This window comes from Mesorhizobium sp. M0207, from assembly GCF_040321995.1.
Lineage (GTDB): Bacteria > Pseudomonadota > Alphaproteobacteria > Rhizobiales > Rhizobiaceae > Mesorhizobium.
On sequence record NZ_JAMYSQ010000023.1, the window covers coordinates 80,174 to 94,893 of the forward strand.

General features: G+C 62.5%; 15 protein-coding genes. 4 read left to right on the top strand and 11 right to left on the bottom strand.

What is annotated here, in order from left to right:
• Positions 1–2: 2 nt before the first annotated feature.
• From lepB to rpoZ, 7 genes are all read right to left on the bottom strand, one after another.
• Positions 3–752 carry a signal peptidase I gene (gene lepB / locus NKJ15_RS25495; protein WP_352471047.1) on the bottom strand — a complete coding sequence of 250 codons (750 nt, stop codon included), beginning with the start codon at positions 750–752 and terminating at the stop codon, positions 3–5.
• Between the two features lie 77 nt (positions 753–829).
• Positions 830–1,243 carry a holo-ACP synthase gene (gene acpS / locus NKJ15_RS25500; RefSeq protein ID WP_352467214.1) on the bottom strand — a complete coding sequence of 138 codons (414 nt, stop codon included), beginning with the start codon at positions 1,241–1,243 and terminating at the stop codon, positions 830–832.
• Positions 1,240–1,821: a DUF2062 domain-containing protein gene (locus NKJ15_RS25505; protein WP_023677769.1), complete on the bottom strand. Its 582-nt coding sequence runs from the start codon at positions 1,819–1,821 to the stop codon at positions 1,240–1,242. The genes acpS and NKJ15_RS25505 overlap by 4 nt, the downstream gene beginning before the upstream one ends.
• A 230-nt stretch (positions 1,822–2,051) precedes the next feature.
• Positions 2,052–2,462, bottom strand: coding sequence for a VOC family protein (locus NKJ15_RS25510; protein ID WP_352818285.1), 411 nt, complete (start codon positions 2,460–2,462; stop codon positions 2,052–2,054).
• Between the two features lie 42 nt (positions 2,463–2,504).
• Positions 2,505–3,083, bottom strand: a complete 579-nt coding sequence (gene pyrE / locus NKJ15_RS25515; RefSeq protein ID WP_352471045.1) for an orotate phosphoribosyltransferase — start codon at positions 3,081–3,083, stop codon at positions 2,505–2,507.
• Positions 3,084–3,176: 93 nt separating this feature from the next.
• Positions 3,177–5,405 (bottom strand): RelA/SpoT family protein, encoded by a 2,229-nt coding sequence (locus NKJ15_RS25520; RefSeq protein ID WP_352501814.1) that lies wholly within the window; start codon positions 5,403–5,405, stop codon positions 3,177–3,179.
• Between the two features lie 111 nt (positions 5,406–5,516).
• A complete protein-coding gene (rpoZ, locus tag NKJ15_RS25525; RefSeq protein WP_023677773.1) occupies positions 5,517–5,918 on the bottom strand; it encodes a DNA-directed RNA polymerase subunit omega in 402 nt (133 codons plus the stop codon).
• A 278-nt stretch (positions 5,919–6,196) separates the two neighbouring features.
• Here rpoZ and NKJ15_RS25530 point away from each other — a divergent pair, with 278 nt between their 5' ends.
• Together NKJ15_RS25530 and NKJ15_RS25535 are read left to right on the top strand one after the other, a co-directional pair.
• Complete coding sequence (locus NKJ15_RS25530; protein WP_023677774.1) at positions 6,197–6,778, top strand: LabA-like NYN domain-containing protein; 582 nt, start codon at positions 6,197–6,199, stop codon at positions 6,776–6,778.
• On the top strand, positions 6,775–7,452 hold the full coding sequence (locus tag NKJ15_RS25535) for a uracil-DNA glycosylase (RefSeq protein ID WP_245274739.1): 678 nt from the start codon (positions 6,775–6,777) through the stop codon (positions 7,450–7,452). The genes NKJ15_RS25530 and NKJ15_RS25535 overlap by 4 nt, the downstream gene beginning before the upstream one ends.
• A 30-nt stretch (positions 7,453–7,482) precedes the next feature.
• Here the strand turns inward: NKJ15_RS25535 and NKJ15_RS25540 are convergent, their stop codons facing one another.
• The 4 genes from NKJ15_RS25540 to dapA form a co-directional block, all read right to left on the bottom strand.
• Positions 7,483–8,004 (bottom strand): hypothetical protein, encoded by a 522-nt coding sequence (locus NKJ15_RS25540; protein WP_352471043.1) that lies wholly within the window; start codon positions 8,002–8,004, stop codon positions 7,483–7,485.
• Between the two features lie 63 nt (positions 8,005–8,067).
• Positions 8,068–8,796, bottom strand: a complete 729-nt coding sequence (locus NKJ15_RS25545) for a GH25 family lysozyme (protein ID WP_352818288.1) — start codon at positions 8,794–8,796, stop codon at positions 8,068–8,070.
• A 106-nt stretch (positions 8,797–8,902) separates the two neighbouring features.
• Positions 8,903–9,382, bottom strand: coding sequence for an SsrA-binding protein SmpB (gene smpB, locus NKJ15_RS25550; RefSeq protein WP_023768487.1), 480 nt, complete (start codon positions 9,380–9,382; stop codon positions 8,903–8,905).
• A 25-nt stretch (positions 9,383–9,407) separates the two neighbouring features.
• Positions 9,408–10,289 (bottom strand): 4-hydroxy-tetrahydrodipicolinate synthase, encoded by an 882-nt coding sequence (dapA, locus tag NKJ15_RS25555; RefSeq protein ID WP_352540767.1) that lies wholly within the window; start codon positions 10,287–10,289, stop codon positions 9,408–9,410.
• Positions 10,290–10,616: 327 nt separating this feature from the next.
• On the opposite strand from dapA, the gene NKJ15_RS25560 reads away from it, so the two are divergent.
• Positions 10,617–12,656 (top strand): lytic transglycosylase domain-containing protein, encoded by a 2,040-nt coding sequence (locus NKJ15_RS25560; RefSeq protein WP_352818299.1) that lies wholly within the window; start codon positions 10,617–10,619, stop codon positions 12,654–12,656.
• 744 nt (positions 12,657–13,400) lie between these two features.
• Positions 13,401–14,294 (top strand): alpha/beta fold hydrolase, encoded by an 894-nt coding sequence (locus NKJ15_RS25565; RefSeq protein WP_352818291.1) that lies wholly within the window; start codon positions 13,401–13,403, stop codon positions 14,292–14,294.
• The last annotated feature ends 426 nt before the right edge of the window (positions 14,295–14,720 follow it).

The following is a 14,720-nucleotide window of genomic DNA, read 5'->3' on the forward strand; positions in this document are numbered from 1 at the left end:
CCCTAATTGACGAAATGGAACAGGCGCGAGGCGCGCATCAGTGACGGCCATTTCCAGATTTCGAGCGGGCTGGCGCTGCCGCCGATCGAGAAGAAAATGAGGTTGGCGCGGCCGACCAAATTCTCGTCCGGCACGAAGCCGACGGTGAAGCGGCTGTCCGACGAGTTGTCGCGATTGTCGCCCATCATGAAATAGTGACCGGGCGGCACCTTGAACTCTTTGGTATTGTCGCCGATCGAAGCCTGCGTCAGGTCGAGCGTGTCGTAGCTGACGCCGTTCGGCAGCGTCTCGCGATAGACATCGACCGGCCCGTTCTCCTCGGTGATGTCGCGGTTGTCGATCTGCCCGACCTTGACGCGCGGCACGCCCACGTCATTGATGAAGAGCTGGCCATCCTTGACCTGGATCTTGTCGCCCGGCAGGCCGACGACGCGCTTGATATAATCGACAGAAGGATCGGGCGGAAACTTGAACACCACCACGTCGCCGCGCTTCGGCTCTGAGCCCCAGATGCGGCCCGAAAAGATGTTCGGCCCGAACGGCAGTGAATAGCGCGAGAAGCCGTAGGACCACTTGGTGACGAAGAGATAGTCGCCTTCGAGCAAAGTCGGCCGCATCGACCCGGACGGGATCGAGAACGGCTGGAACAGGAGCGTGCGGATGACCAGCGCAAGCAGCAGGGCCTGGACTATGACGCTGACGGTTTCGCCAAGTCCGCCGGATTTCTTCTGGGTTTTTTCAGCCACGCTCATGTCGTCCTCGATTGTGCGTTGGATGGTATAGAGTCTCGGCGCGCGCTGGGCAACGTCATGCCGGTGGTCAGATGCAATCAATGTGGCGCTTCTTCGACCGGCAACGCTTCAATGATCACAAAGGCTTGAGCGAGCGGAAAATCATCGGTGATGGTGAGGTGGATCACCGCGCGGTGCCCTTCAGGCAGAATTTCGTCCAGCCGCGCTGCCGCCCCATTGGTCAGCGCCATGGTCGGCTTGCCGCTGGCCAGGTTGACGACCCCCATGTCGCGCCAGAACACACCCTGCGCCATACCGGTACCCAATGCCTTGGCGCAGGCTTCCTTGGCAGCGAAACGCTTGGCGTAGGAGGCCGCACGCGCCGCGCGGTTTTCGGAGCGCGCCTGTTCGATCTCGGTGTAGATGCGCTGGATGAAGCGTTGGCCATGGCGTTCCAGCGACTTCTCGATGCGTCTGATGTCGATGAGGTCGCTGCCAATACCGATAATCATTCGGCAGGAACTTCCGGCCCGGTTTTTCCAGCCTTTGCCGCTCTTTCGGCCAGCCGCTTGCGGCGCTGCTCGTGGAAAGTGACCATGCCCCAGCGGGTGATGCCGTAAAACAGCAGGCCGAAAACCAGGCCGAGCGGTATTGCGCCGATCGTCATCGGCTTCAGCACCGGTCCCCACAATTGCGCAAAGGAAAGATTATGCAACATGTCGCCGAGATGCGCGGGCGGGCCATGCGCCGGCAGGTGTTCATGCAGGATCAGCTTGCCGACCTCCCAAGAGGCGGCCCATAGCAGCGGAAAGGTCAGGGGGTTGCCGAAGACCGTGCCGAGTGCTGCCGCGACCAGATTGCCGGCGATCAGCCAGCACAGGATGGCAGCAATGATGAAGTGAAAGCCAAGCGGGAAAAACGACGCGAATACGCCCGCCGCAACACCGGCGGCCACGGCATGCGGCGTGGCCCTAAGCCGCAGGATGCGTTTGGAGAAATACCGCAGCGAGCGCGAGAACGAGCGGCGCGGCCACAAATAAGTACGCACCCGCTCGAAAAAACCATCAGGCTTGCGCCGTCGAAAAAGCACTCTGTTCCTGTTCCTAGTTCCGTCGATGGCTTCACGCCGGCCTTTCCAGCCAGGCGCGACAGCCTATGCTGCGCTCTGCGGTCGCCGAAAAGCAACTACGACTTTGATATAGCGATGCGCTGGCCGAAGAACAACGAGGCCGAGGGCATCCGCTCGGTGGCCGGTCGCGCCAGCCTTGGGTATCGCCGTTTTGAACAGGGCATGATCGCGGCGAATTTAAGGAGCGTCACTCAGGATCGATATTCGCTGACCTCGACGAGGTTGCCGTCCGGATCGCGGAAATAGACCGACATCATCGCGCCCCGAGCGCCGACACGCTCGACCGGGCCGATCTCTATCACCACACCATTGGCGGCGAGGTTGGCACATATCTCGGCGAGCGGCCGGGCAGCAATCAAGCAGAAATCTCCGGAGCCCGGCGTCGGCGCCTTGGCCTTCGGCTCGAAGGTACGCCCGACCTGATGCACATTGATCTTCTGCATTCCAAACAGCAGCGCCGTTGGTCGGTCCGGCTCGTCGAGGCGCTTGAAGCCAAGCACGCGCTGATAGAAGGCGCAGGTATCGTCCACCGAACGAACCGTCAGCACGAAATGATCCATGCCGGCAATCACGGAAGCGCCTCTTGACTTGTTTTTATGCATGTCGTTGTCCCAAAACCGCCGCACACTTTTGGGCGACATGCATTAGATATTGCGGCTGCCGGGCTTGATCGCCGGTATGGCGGCGAGCTCGGGCGGCAGCCTGTCGGCCGGATAGGCCGGAACTTCATATTCGGCGAGCGCGATCAGCGGCACGCCGACATCGGTCTTGCCGGCCGAGCGGTCGATGATGCACGCAGCGGCAACGACGTCGGCGCCAAGTGCGCGCAGACAGTCGATGGTCTCGCGGATCGACAGGCCGGTGGTGACGATGTCCTCGACAATGACGACGCGCGATCCCTTGGCGATCTCGAAGCGGCGCAGCCTGAATTCACCCCCTTCCCGCTCGACCCAGATCGCCGGCGCACCAAGATGGCGCGAGGTCTCATAGGCCGGGATCAGCCCGCCGATCGCCGGGCCGACGACGTAGTCGATCCTGCCGGGCACGTCAGTGCGGATCTTTTCGGCGAGCGCCTTGCACAAGCGCTCGGTCTTGTCGGCATGCATGAAAACACGCGCTTTCTGCAGGAAGACCGGGCTGCGCAGGCCCGACGTCAGGATGAAATGCCCTTCGAGCACGGCGCCGGCCTCGCGGAAAATACCCAGCACTTCATCGGTGTTCATCGTTCACTCCATGTCCATGGTGAATGGTGAATGGTAGTGAGAGCACCCTCTTCACTATTCACTATTCACTATTCACTATTCACTATTCACTATTCACCCATTCACGCGCCTTGCGTCACTGACGCTCGAATTGTCCTTTAGCTGCGACAGCAGCCGGTTCAAGTGCTTGAGGTCCCACACTTCGAGATCGATCAGCATTTCGGTGAAATCGGGCGCGGTGCGCACCATCGACAAAGTGTGGATGTTGGCGTCGTTGGATGCGACGACCTGTGCAATATCGGCCAGCGAACCCGGCGCGTTGATGGCGGTGACCGAGACGCGCGCCGGGAACCGCTCCTTGGTGCGCTCGTCAATGTCCCAGCGCACGTCGATCCAGCGCTCGGGCTGGTCGTCAAAGGCCTGCAGCGCCGGCGACTGGATCGGATAGATGGTGATACCGGTTCCCGGCTGCACGATGCCGACGATGCGATCGCCTGGCACTGCCCCCTCCGGCGCGAAGCGCACCGGCAGATCGCCGCGCACACCGCGGATCGGCACTGCGTCGTCGCGCGGCTGGTTCTTGTCCTTGCGTGCGGCGCGGCCCGGAATCTGGAACAGCATGCCGGCGGCGTTGCGGATCTTCGACCAGCCCTCCTCGCGCTGCTTGGGCGCGACCAGCGTGACACGCTCGTCCTTGTAGTCGGGAAACACCGCCTTCATGACATCGGTGGAGGCAACTTCGCCTCGGCCGACCGCGGCCAGCACATCCTCGATGTCCTTGCGCGCCAGCCGGTGCAGCACCGGCTTCAGGCTTTCCTTGGTGAAGGTCTTGCCGGACCGTTCGAAGGCGCGCTCCAGAATGCGGATACCGAGACCTGAATATTGCTTGCGAATGGCGTTCTTGGTGGCGCGGCGGATGGCCGAGCGTGCCTTGCCGGTAACGACCACCGATTCCCACGCCGCCGGCGGGACCTGCGCCTTCGAGCGGATGATCTCGACCTCGTCGCCGTTCTTCAGCTCCGTCATCAGCGGCATGATGCGGCCATTGACCTTGGCGCCGACGCAAGTGTCGCCGACGTCGGTGTGGACGGCATAGGCAAAGTCGATCGGCGTGGCGCCGCGCGGCAGCGCGATCAGCATGCCCTTCGGCGTGAAGCAGAATACCTGGTCCTGAAACAGTTCCAGCTTGGTGTTTTCGAGGAAGTCCTCGGGATTGTCGCCTTCGGCAAGCTGCTCGATGGTGCGCCGCAGCCAGGCATAGGCATTGGTTTCCTTCGAGATCGCATGGGCGGCACCATTCATCTTGCCACCGGTATCCTTATAGATCGAATGAGCGGCGACGCCGTATTCGGCGATCTTGTTCATTTGATAGGTGCGGATCTGCAATTCGACGCGCTGGCGCGACGGGCCGACGATGGTGGTGTGGATCGAGCGGTAGTCGTTCTGCTTCGGCGTGGAGATGTAGTCCTTGAAGCGGCCGGGCACCATCGACCAGGTGGTGTGGATGGCGCCGAGCGCCCGGTAGCAGTCCTCGACGGTATCGACGACGACGCGAAAGCCGAAGATGTCGGACAGCTGCTCGAAGGACAACGCCTTGGCTTCCATCTTGCGGAACACCGACCACGGCTTCTTCTGCCGGCTCTTGACCTCGGCCTTGATCGAATATTTGTCGAACAGCGCGGAGAGCGCCTTCTCGATCTCCGACAGCACGCCCTTGTTGCGCTCGAAGATTTCGGCCAGCCGTGCGGTGACGGCGCGGTAGGCTTCCGGATTGATGAAGCGGAAGGCAATCTCCTCCAGCTCCTCGCGCATGCCTTGCATGCCCATGCGGCCGGCCAGCGGCGCGTAGATGTCCATCGTCTCTTCGGCGATGCGCAGGCGCTTGGCTTCCGGCACATGGTCGAGCGTGCGCATATTGTGCAGGCGGTCGGCGAGCTTGACCAGAAGCACGCGCACGTCTTCCGAGATCGCCAGCAACAGCTTGCGCAGGTTCTCCGCCTGCTCGGCCTTCTTCGAGACGAGGTCGAGCTTCTTCAGCTTGGTCAGGCCCTCGACCAGCTTGCCCATTTCCGGGCCGAACAATTCGTCGATCTCGGCCCTGGTCGCCGTGGTGTCCTCGATCGTGTCGTGCAGCAAGGCAACGGCGATCGTCGCCTCGTCCATGTGCATTTCGGTGAGGATGGCGGCGACTTCGAGCGGATGCGAGAAATACGGGTCGCCGGAGGCGCGTTTCTGGTGGCCATGCTTCTGCATGGCGTAAACATAGGCCTTGTTGAGCAGCGCCTCGTTGACGTCAGGCTTGTAGCGCTGCACGCGCTCGACAAGCTCATACTGACGCATCATGGGCGGGATCTCGCAATGCTGAAATGAATCATGCGCCGCACTGGCGTACGGCGCATGTCATAGATAGCCACGAAACTGCCGACGCGAAAGTGTCGGCAGTTGTCGCTAAGATCAATAATCGTCGCTTTTTTCCGGCGGCACCAGGCCTTCGATGCCGGCCAACAGGTCTTCTTCGGTCATGCGATCGAAGGTGACGTTGTCCTCGGCGTCGTCGGCATCGGTGGCCGCAACGGCGCTGCCGGTCTGGTCGGCAATCGCCTCGCCATCGGCTTCCGGCTCGTCGACCTCGACATGCTTCTGCAGCGAATGGATGAGATCTTCCTTGAGGTCGTCCGGCGACAGCGTCTCTTCGGCGATTTCGCGGAGCGCAACGACCGGATTCTTGTCGTTGTCGCGCGGTACGGTGATCTGCGCGCCCTGGCTAATCTGACGGGCGCGGTGGCCGGCCAGGAGCACCAGCTCGAAGCGGTTGTCGACCTTGTCGATGCAATCTTCAACGGTTACGCGGGCCATGAGTTGCCCCTTTCATGCCTGGATTTGATGGAAAACAGGCGCGGTCCATAACCCGAACGCCGCCAAAATACAAGCTTTTATGGCGGTGTGCAGCTCTGACGCGGGCCGCCTGCGGCGACACAGCGCCGATCACAATTGCTTGCGGTGCGCCATGGTGCCTTGGATTGCCGTAAAACTGGCGTTATCTCGAACGATGAAGGCCAACAGGTCTATTATCAGACCGGCCGATAGTCGCCACGCATTTAGACGACCGCTTATTTCGAAAAAGGACATTTTCCATGTTCGATCCTCGTGAAAAAATCGCTCTCTTTATCGACGGTGCCAATCTCTACGCCACCTCGCGCGCGCTGGGCTTTGACATCGATTACCGCAAACTTCTGGCGAGTTTCCAGAAACGCGGCTATCTGCTGCGCGCTTATTACTACACCGCGCTGGTCGAGGATCAGGAATACTCCTCGATACGGCCGCTGATCGACTGGCTTGACTATAACGGCTTCAAGGTGGTGACCAAACCGGCCAAGGAATTCACCGACTCGACCGGCCGGCGCAAGATCAAGGGCAATATGGATATCGAGCTGACCGTCGATGCGCTCGAACTTGCCGATGTCGTCGACCATTATGTCATCTTTTCGGGCGACGGCGATTTCCGCACGCTGGTCGAGGCGCTGCAGCGGCGCGGGCGCAAGGTGTCGATCGTCTCGACCATGGCTTCGCAGCCGCCGATGATCTCCGACGATCTGCGCCGCCAGGCCGACCATTTCATCGACTTGATGACGCTCAAGAATGAAGTCGGCCGCGACCCGTCGGAGCGGCCGGTGCGCCGGCCCGAACCGGCCGAAGTCGACGAGGAAGACTATTGACGGTCGTTGCCTTGACCGCTCCCCTGGTCGTCTCCCCCGAACCCGATCGCGATTGCCCGCTCTGCCCGCGGTTGCACGACTTCATCGCCGAGTGGCGGCGGCGCGAGCCGTCCTGGTTCAACGCGCCGGTGCCGACCTTTTTGCCGCCGGAAGGCGAGGACGCAGTGCGTCTGCTGATCGTCGGGCTGGCGCCTGGACTGCGCGGCGCGAACCGGACGGGGCGCCCCTTCACCGGCGATTTTGCCGGCGACCTGCTCTACAACACGCTGATCGCGCACGGCTTTGCGCGCGGCGAATTCAAAGCGCGACCGGATGACGGGCTGGAGCTTGTCGGTACGGCGATTACCAATGCGGTGCGCTGCGTGCCGCCGGACAACAAGCCGGTTGGCGCCGAGATAGCGACCTGCCGGACGTTCCTGGTGCCGACGATCGCGCGATTTCCAAATCTGCGCGCTGTGCTGGCGCTTGGCTCGATCGCGCACCAGTCGACCGTGCGGGCGCTCGGCCAACGCGTTGCCGCCTATCCGTTCCGGCATGGTGGGCAGCAGCAGGCCAATGGCATCACGCTGTTTTCCAGCTATCATTGCTCGCGCTACAACACCAATACCGGCGTGTTGACGGAAGCGATGTTCGTCAACGTCTTCAGTCAGATAGAAGCTTTTCTGAAGACATAGAGTCGGACGACGCCCGCCAGGGCACGAGCCCTAGATTCGGGCGATCGCGAACAACCAGGCCAGGAGATCCAGCAACCACAGAAACAATGCAAGCTGCAGCGCGACGCGCAGGCGTTGGATGATCCGCCAATTGCTGGCCATGTCGGATTTGATGCGCAGCGCAAGCGCTCGGTGCATCCCGTCCAGGGTTGCGGGAGGGTGCTGATCAACGAAGTCCTGGAGCAGCTTCTCTGGATCGAAACGGAACGTATAGTTATAATACGGCCACACCATAATCGCGACCAGCAGCCCGATAAGAAAAAGCAATATCAGCGCCAGCCAGTCCCAGGGCCCCACGCCATCCAGGAGCGCCCTGCCTCCGAGGAGAGAACTCGCGAACGCGGTTGCGAAGATCAGATTGCCGGCGCGCGTATTGAGACTTTCAACCACGCCCTGCTGGTGCTGGAGGCCACGCACCGCCTCCGCATAGACAAATGCCAGGCGGGGGTCGCCGCCGTCCGTCGCAGCAGGCGGGGCGTTGCTGTCATTGGTTGATGAAGGGCGCTCCGGCATCAAATGTACTTAGCACGGCGCCGCCTGCGATATGAGAGGGTGTTTTGGTGGACGGGAATAGCATCAATCCGACGCTGTCGTTTCAGGCGCTGCGGCAAACAATGCGGCCAGCGTCGCAGGTCCGCCCTGGAGAACATTCAGGTCGACGTCGCCGCTGATGCCGTCGACGCGGCCCCGGTTGTGATACTGCCAGTAGATCCAGTTGTCATGGCCCGGCCGCAGCGCCAGCGAACGCAGCCAGCGCGGGCGGCTGGCTAGCTGCCCGGCATAGGCTTGCGCCACCTCGTCGGTCACATAGAGGATCGCCGTCTTGCCGAACGCCGCCTCGACCGGGCCGAGGAAGGCGGAGAGTTCGGCGCTCAGCTGTTCGGGAGTTGGCCGCTGCGGGCAATTGCCGCCGAACTCGATGTCTACCACCGGCGGCAGCAAAGGCTGATTGTGCGGCACCACCGAGATGAAGTTGCGTGCCTGATCCGCACCCGATCTGCAGAAGGTGAAGAAATGATAGGCACCGACGGCAAGACCGGCGGCGCGGGCCGCGCGCAAATTGGCGGCGAAGGCATCGTCGACATGATCGCCGCCTTCCGTCGCCTTGATCACGGCGAAGGCGACATCGTCGGCGGCAACACGCCGCCAGTCGATCTGCCGCTGATGATGGGAGACGTCGATGCCCCTGACCGGATATTTGTCGCGGTCCGGAGAAAACGTCTGGAAGTAGGTATAGCCGCCGGCCAGAACGAGGCCCGCCACGAGCAGACCGGCCGCGCCCCATAAGACGATCCGGTTTTTCAAACGAGACCTATCCCTTTTGGTCCGCCCTGCCCGCCGCTAAGGCTCCGGGCGTTCGTCGCTCGAAAAGCCAAATCGCTGGCTTTTCCTCCGCTTCGCGGACCGCTCCTCACCCTCGCTCCTTCAGCAGCCGGCCCTTCTCGCGCGACCAGTCGCGCTGCTTTTCGGTCTCGCGCTTGTCGTGCAGCTTCTTGCCGCGGCCAACGGCGAGCAGCAGCTTGGCACGGCCTTGGTCGTTGAAGTAGATCTTCAGCGGCACCAGCGTCATGCCTTCGCGGTCGACGCTTTGCGCCAGCTTTGCCATCTCGCGCTTGTTGAGCAGCAGTTTGCGGCGGCGGCGCGGCTCATGGTTGAAGCGGTTGGCCTGCAGATACTCCGGCAAATAAGAGTTGATCAGCCAGATCTCGCCGCCCTCGACCGAGGCGTAGCTGTCCTGGATATTGGCCTGGCCCTGGCGCAGCGATTTCACTTCCGTACCGGTCAGCACCAGGCCGGCCTCGATCGTGTCGAGCACCTCATAGGAAAACCGCGCCTTGCGGTTTTCCGCAACGGTCTTGTTGTTGGGATCGGCTTTTCTGACTTGATTCATGATGCGGAGAGGTGGCGCCTCATCCCTAGTTTATCAAGCCGGCGTGCTTCATCGCCGCGTCGATCTTCTCGGCGGTCGACGGCTCGACCGTCATTAGCGGCGAGCGCAGCACGTTCTCGACCTTGCCCAGCTTCGACAGCGCATATTTCGCGCCGGAAACGCCGGGCTCCATGAAAATCGCCTTGTGCAGCGGCAAGAGACGGTCCTGCAGGTCGAGCGCCTTGGCGCTGTCGCCGGAAAGCGTTGCCTCCTGGAATTCAGCGCAAAGCCTGGGTGCGACATTTGCCGTCACAGAAATACAGCCGACGCCGCCATGCGCGTTGAAGCCGAGCGCCGAGGCGTCTTCGCCGGAGAGCTGGATGAAATCCTTGCCACAGGTGGCGCGCTGCTCCGAAACCCGCTCGACCTTGCCGGTGGCATCCTTGACGCCGACGATGTTCTTGAAGTCATGCACCAACTGGCCCATCGTCTCGGGGCTCATGTCGACCACCGAGCGCGGCGGAATGTTGTAGATGATGATCGGCAGACTGGTTGCCTTGGCGACGGCGGCGAAATGCGCATAGAGGCCGCGCTGTGTCGGTCTGTTGTAATAGGGCGTGACGACAAGGGCCGCGTCGGCACCCGCCTTCTCGGCATACTGGACCAGGCCGACCGCCTCTTCGGTGTTGTTGGAGCCGGCGCCGGCGACGACCGGAACCCGGCCCTTGGCGACCTCGATGCAAACCTTGACGACTTGGCGGTGCTCGTCATGCGACAGCGTCGGCGACTCGCCGGTGGTGCCGACCGGGACCACGCCCGTCGTGCCTTCGGCGATCTGCCAGGTGATGAACGCGCGAAAGGCTTTCTCGTCGAAACGGCCGCTCTTTTCGAACGGTGTGACGAGCGCGGTCAGCGAGCCTCTTAGCATGTCGTCCAACTCCTTGGGACTAGCGCATGACCCCGAAAATCGCAGTCGATTTCGGAAAGGGTTATGCGCCAAATTTAAATTGCTACAACGTCCTTTGCGCGTCTGAGAAGACCCGCGGCGCTGTAGGTGTTTGTCGTGCGCGCCTTCTAGCCGAAAGCGAAGCGGCGCACCATAGTCTCGACATTGTTGCGCGGCAAGCATTGCGCCAGCAATTGCAATTCGAACGACCTCGATAAGGTTTTCTTTACGGGCCCTTCATCACAGACGAATAGGCTGCAGTTCATCTGTGCCAGTGGTAGCATCGAAGAATAGGAAATGACCAAATCCATGCCGACCAGGCGGCCTCATCTTTTCGCGCTTCTCGGCGCGATCGTTGTGCTGGTCCCCGGCGCGGCGATCGGCGGCAGCGTCGATGGGCAGGTCACGTCGGCGATCCCGATGACGGAGCCGCAGAACGATGCACTGCAGCAGTCCCCTTCGCCATCCGCCAGCGTCGCGGCGCTGAAGAGCGGTCTCGATGCGCTTGCGGCAAACGACATTCAGCGCGCGCGCCAGGTGCGCGAAGCGCTGCCGGCCAAATCGCTCGATCGGCACATCCTTGCCTGGGCGATTGCGCTCTATGGCGGCGACCAGGTGCCGAGCGGCGACATCGCCGATGCCGCGAAGATGCTGCCGAACTGGCCGGGCACGATCGCCTTGCGCAAGAACAGCGAGCGCGCGCTCTATCGCGAGAACCCCGCGCCACAGGTCGTGGTGCGGGCGTTCGACGGCAGCCAGCCGCTGACCTTCGAGGGCGTGGTGATCCTTGCGCGCTCCTATGTAGCGCTAGGCAATACCAAGGCGGCGCGCTCGGTGCTGTCGCCATTCTGGCGCACCGAAAAGCTCGAAGCCGGGGACGAGGCGGCGGTCATCCGCGAGTTCGGCGCGCTGATCCCGGCCGCCGACCATCGCTTCCGCATGGAGCGCATGTTTTATGCCGACCGGGTCGCTTCGGCGCTACGCGTCGCCGGTCTCGCCGGCGCCCAGCAATTGGCCGACGCCTGGGCGGCGGTCAGCAAGGGCGACAAGAACGCGGCCAAGCTGCTGAAGGCGGTGCCGGCAGCGCAGCGGGCGGTCGGCTATCTCTTTGCCGAAGCCGAATATCTGCGCAAGCAACAGAAATTTTCCGACGCAGCCGCGCTGGTGATGAAGGCGCCGGGCGATCGTGACGCTCTGGTCGATGCGGACGCCTGGTGGGTCGAACGCCGGGTGCTGTCGCGCGAGCTGGTCGACCAGGGCGACATGAAGACCGCCTACAGAATAGTCGCCGCGCATGCCGCCGAAAGTCCCGCCAATGCCGCCGAGGCGGAATTCCATGCAGGCTGGTACGCGTTGCGCGGCCTCAACGACCCGAGCACCGCCGCCAAGCATTTTGCGCAAATCGCGGAGCTCGCCCAAGGGCCGATGTCGCTGTCGCGCGCCTATTACTGGCTCGGCCGTGCCGCCGAAGTCGGCGGGCCCGGCAATGCCAAGGATTTTTTCAGCCGTGCCGCTAGCTACGGCACGACCTTTTACGGCCAGCTCGCCGGCGAGCGTGTCGGCCGGCAGACCCTCAATATCGTCTACCCCCAGCCAAGTGCCGCCGACCGCCGGAATTTTACCACCCGCGAGGCGGTCAGCGCCATCAAGCGGCTGCAGGAAGCCGGCTATGACCGCTATGCCGAGACGCTCTACCGCGACCTTGCCGGGCAGCTGAACAGCCCCGGCGAACTTGCGCTGCTTGCGGCGCTGGCGGAAAGACAAGGCAACCATTTCATGGCGCTGAAGGTCGGCAAGATCGCCGGCGCACGTGGCATCGATGTCGGCGCGCTGTCGCATCCGCTCGGCGTCATTCCCGACACCGCCAACATTTCCGGCTCGGGCAAGGCGCTGGCCTATGCGATTGCCCGCCAGGAAAGCGAGTTCAACATCGGCGCCGTCTCCAGCGCCGGCGCGCGCGGACTGCTGCAGCTGATGCCAGGCACGGCCAAGCAATTGGCGAAGAAGGCCGGCATGACTTTCTCGCAGGCCCGGCTGACCACCGATGCCGGCTACAATGCAACGCTGGGCGCCGCCTTTCTGGGCGAGCAGCTCGGCCGTTTCGACGGCTCCTACGTGCTGACCTTCGCCGGCTACAATGCCGGCCCCGCACGCGCCGCCCAGTGGGTGACGAAATACGGCGATCCGCGCGGCAAGGACGTCGACGCCGTCGTCGACTGGATAGAGCGGATTCCCTATACGGAAACAAGAAGTTACGTTCAGCGCGTGATGGAGAATTACGAGGTCTACAAGATGCGTATCTCCGGCAAGTACGATATTGTCGGAGATCTGGTGAACGGCCGGGGGTGACGACCGGGGCTCCGGAAGCGCCGCCTCTGCTGGAGCTGCCGATCACTCCCTTGAGGTTCTCTCGAGGGGGAGATGACTGGCGATGGCGAGACGGGCTGGCAAGGGGGCGCGAACGGACGCGAATTTGTCGGTCATGGTATTTTGTTCTTGCTTTGTGCCGGCAGCTATGCTACTAATTTCGGTATGGTGCTGATTCGCACCGACGACCCGCCCGCCGAGGCGGGTTTGTTGTTTCAGGCTATGAAGGTTCCGGACGTGGAGTTGGCGGGACAGCGGCCCGCTCTTTCCTGCCCTCCTTGCCAATCACTAGACATCTCCCCAAGCGCAGGGCAATCGCAGTTGGATTCTTACGAAGATGGACCCCCACCCTAACCCTGCCCACAAGGGGGAGGGAATGCTGCCGCGCGCCCTTACTTCCCCTTTTGGCGCCGAAAGGCAGGCAATTTGCCGAGGTCAGCGCCAACGGAAGTCTCCCTCCCCCCTTGTGGGGAGGGGTTAGGGGTGGGGGTCCGTCGTAGAGCGAAAGCCTCGACTTTCCATCTGCAATAGCCCTGCCCCCAAGTGGGAGATCGGCAGCTTCGGGGACAGTGCCTTTCTGCATCCTACGAAACCTGGCGAAAGCGACTATGGCAGCCAATCTTCCCGTTGAGGGACCTCCAACGCCGGCGCCTTCCCTATTTGACCTTACCTGCCCCTCGCCTGTAGCAATCGAAGCGATCCGGCGGTGAGAGGAACGGAGTCTACATGCCAATCGAGCAGGGTTTTTCCGATTTCTTCTACGCCGCGCCGGACGGGCTGTGCCTGCACGCCCGCATCTACGGCGAAGCGAATTCCGGCGGTTGGCCAGTCGTTTGCCTTCCCGGCCTGACCCGCAATTGCCGTGATTTTCACGATTTGGCGCTTTATCTGTCGACGCAGGCGAGGCGTAAGGTTGTCGCCTTCGACTATCGCGGACGCGGCCAGTCCGCCTACGATGCCGATATCGGCCATTACAATATCGGCATCGAAGCGGGCGATATTCTCGCCGGACTGGCAGCACTTGGCATCCACGAGGCTGCCTTCATCGGCACATCGCGCGGCGGACTGATCATCCATGTGCTCGGGGCGATGCGGCCGCCCGTGCTGAAGGCCATCGTCCTCAACGACATCGGCCCGGTGATCGAATCGCAAGGTCTCGCCCATATCCGCTCCTACCTCGACCCCGCGCCAAGGCCGAAGACGTACGCGGAGGTGGTCCGCGGCCTGCGCGGCACCCATGGCGCGGATTTTGCGGCGCTGACCGATGCGGATTGGGAGCGGATGGTATCAGCCCTCTACCGCGAGACCGAGGAGGGATTTCTGCCCGATTTCGATCCGAAACTGGTCGAGACGCTGGCGGGGCTCGATCCCAGCCGGCCGCTGCCCGATCTTTGGCCACAGTTCGACGCGCTGGCGGCCATCCCGATGCTCGTCATACGCGGCGCCAATTCGAAGCTGCTGTCCGCCGAAATGCTCGAGCAGATGCGGACGCGCCATACCGATATCGAGACGATCACCGTGGAGGGCCAGGGGCATGCACCGTTTTTGGAGTCCGGGATCCTGCCGGGCAGGATCGCTGGTTTTTTCGATCGAGCGGAGCGGCGGGGTGGCAGGAAGTAAGCACTTACCTTCGTCATCCTAGGGCGGAGCGAACGCGAAGCGGAGCGCAGACCCTGGGATCCATATGTGGACGGCGCCCTGCCTGCAACGGTTGTTTTGCGTCGTTTTCGATCGCTTGCGTCCATATGTCCGGCCTTTGAGCACGGTCCTTGCGGCCGCTGGCCAAGGTGGGGTTCGCGACGCCCGTTCCAATCATGCCAGCGGTTTCGTTGGCCAATGGATCCCTCGGAGTTTCGCGCGTCACGGATCGATCGATCACGCCATCTTCCTTCCGTTGCAAGAGCTTGTGTTCGGTGTTCCTCCGTTGCGGCCTATCCGGGCATGTCAGCGTCGTGCTGAGCCGCGGTCAGGGCTGGCCGCAGGCCACCGCCGTAGGCGGCGCGAAGCGGCCTTGAGGGCGGCGAGGAGGCGTCAGGCTGCCCGCCA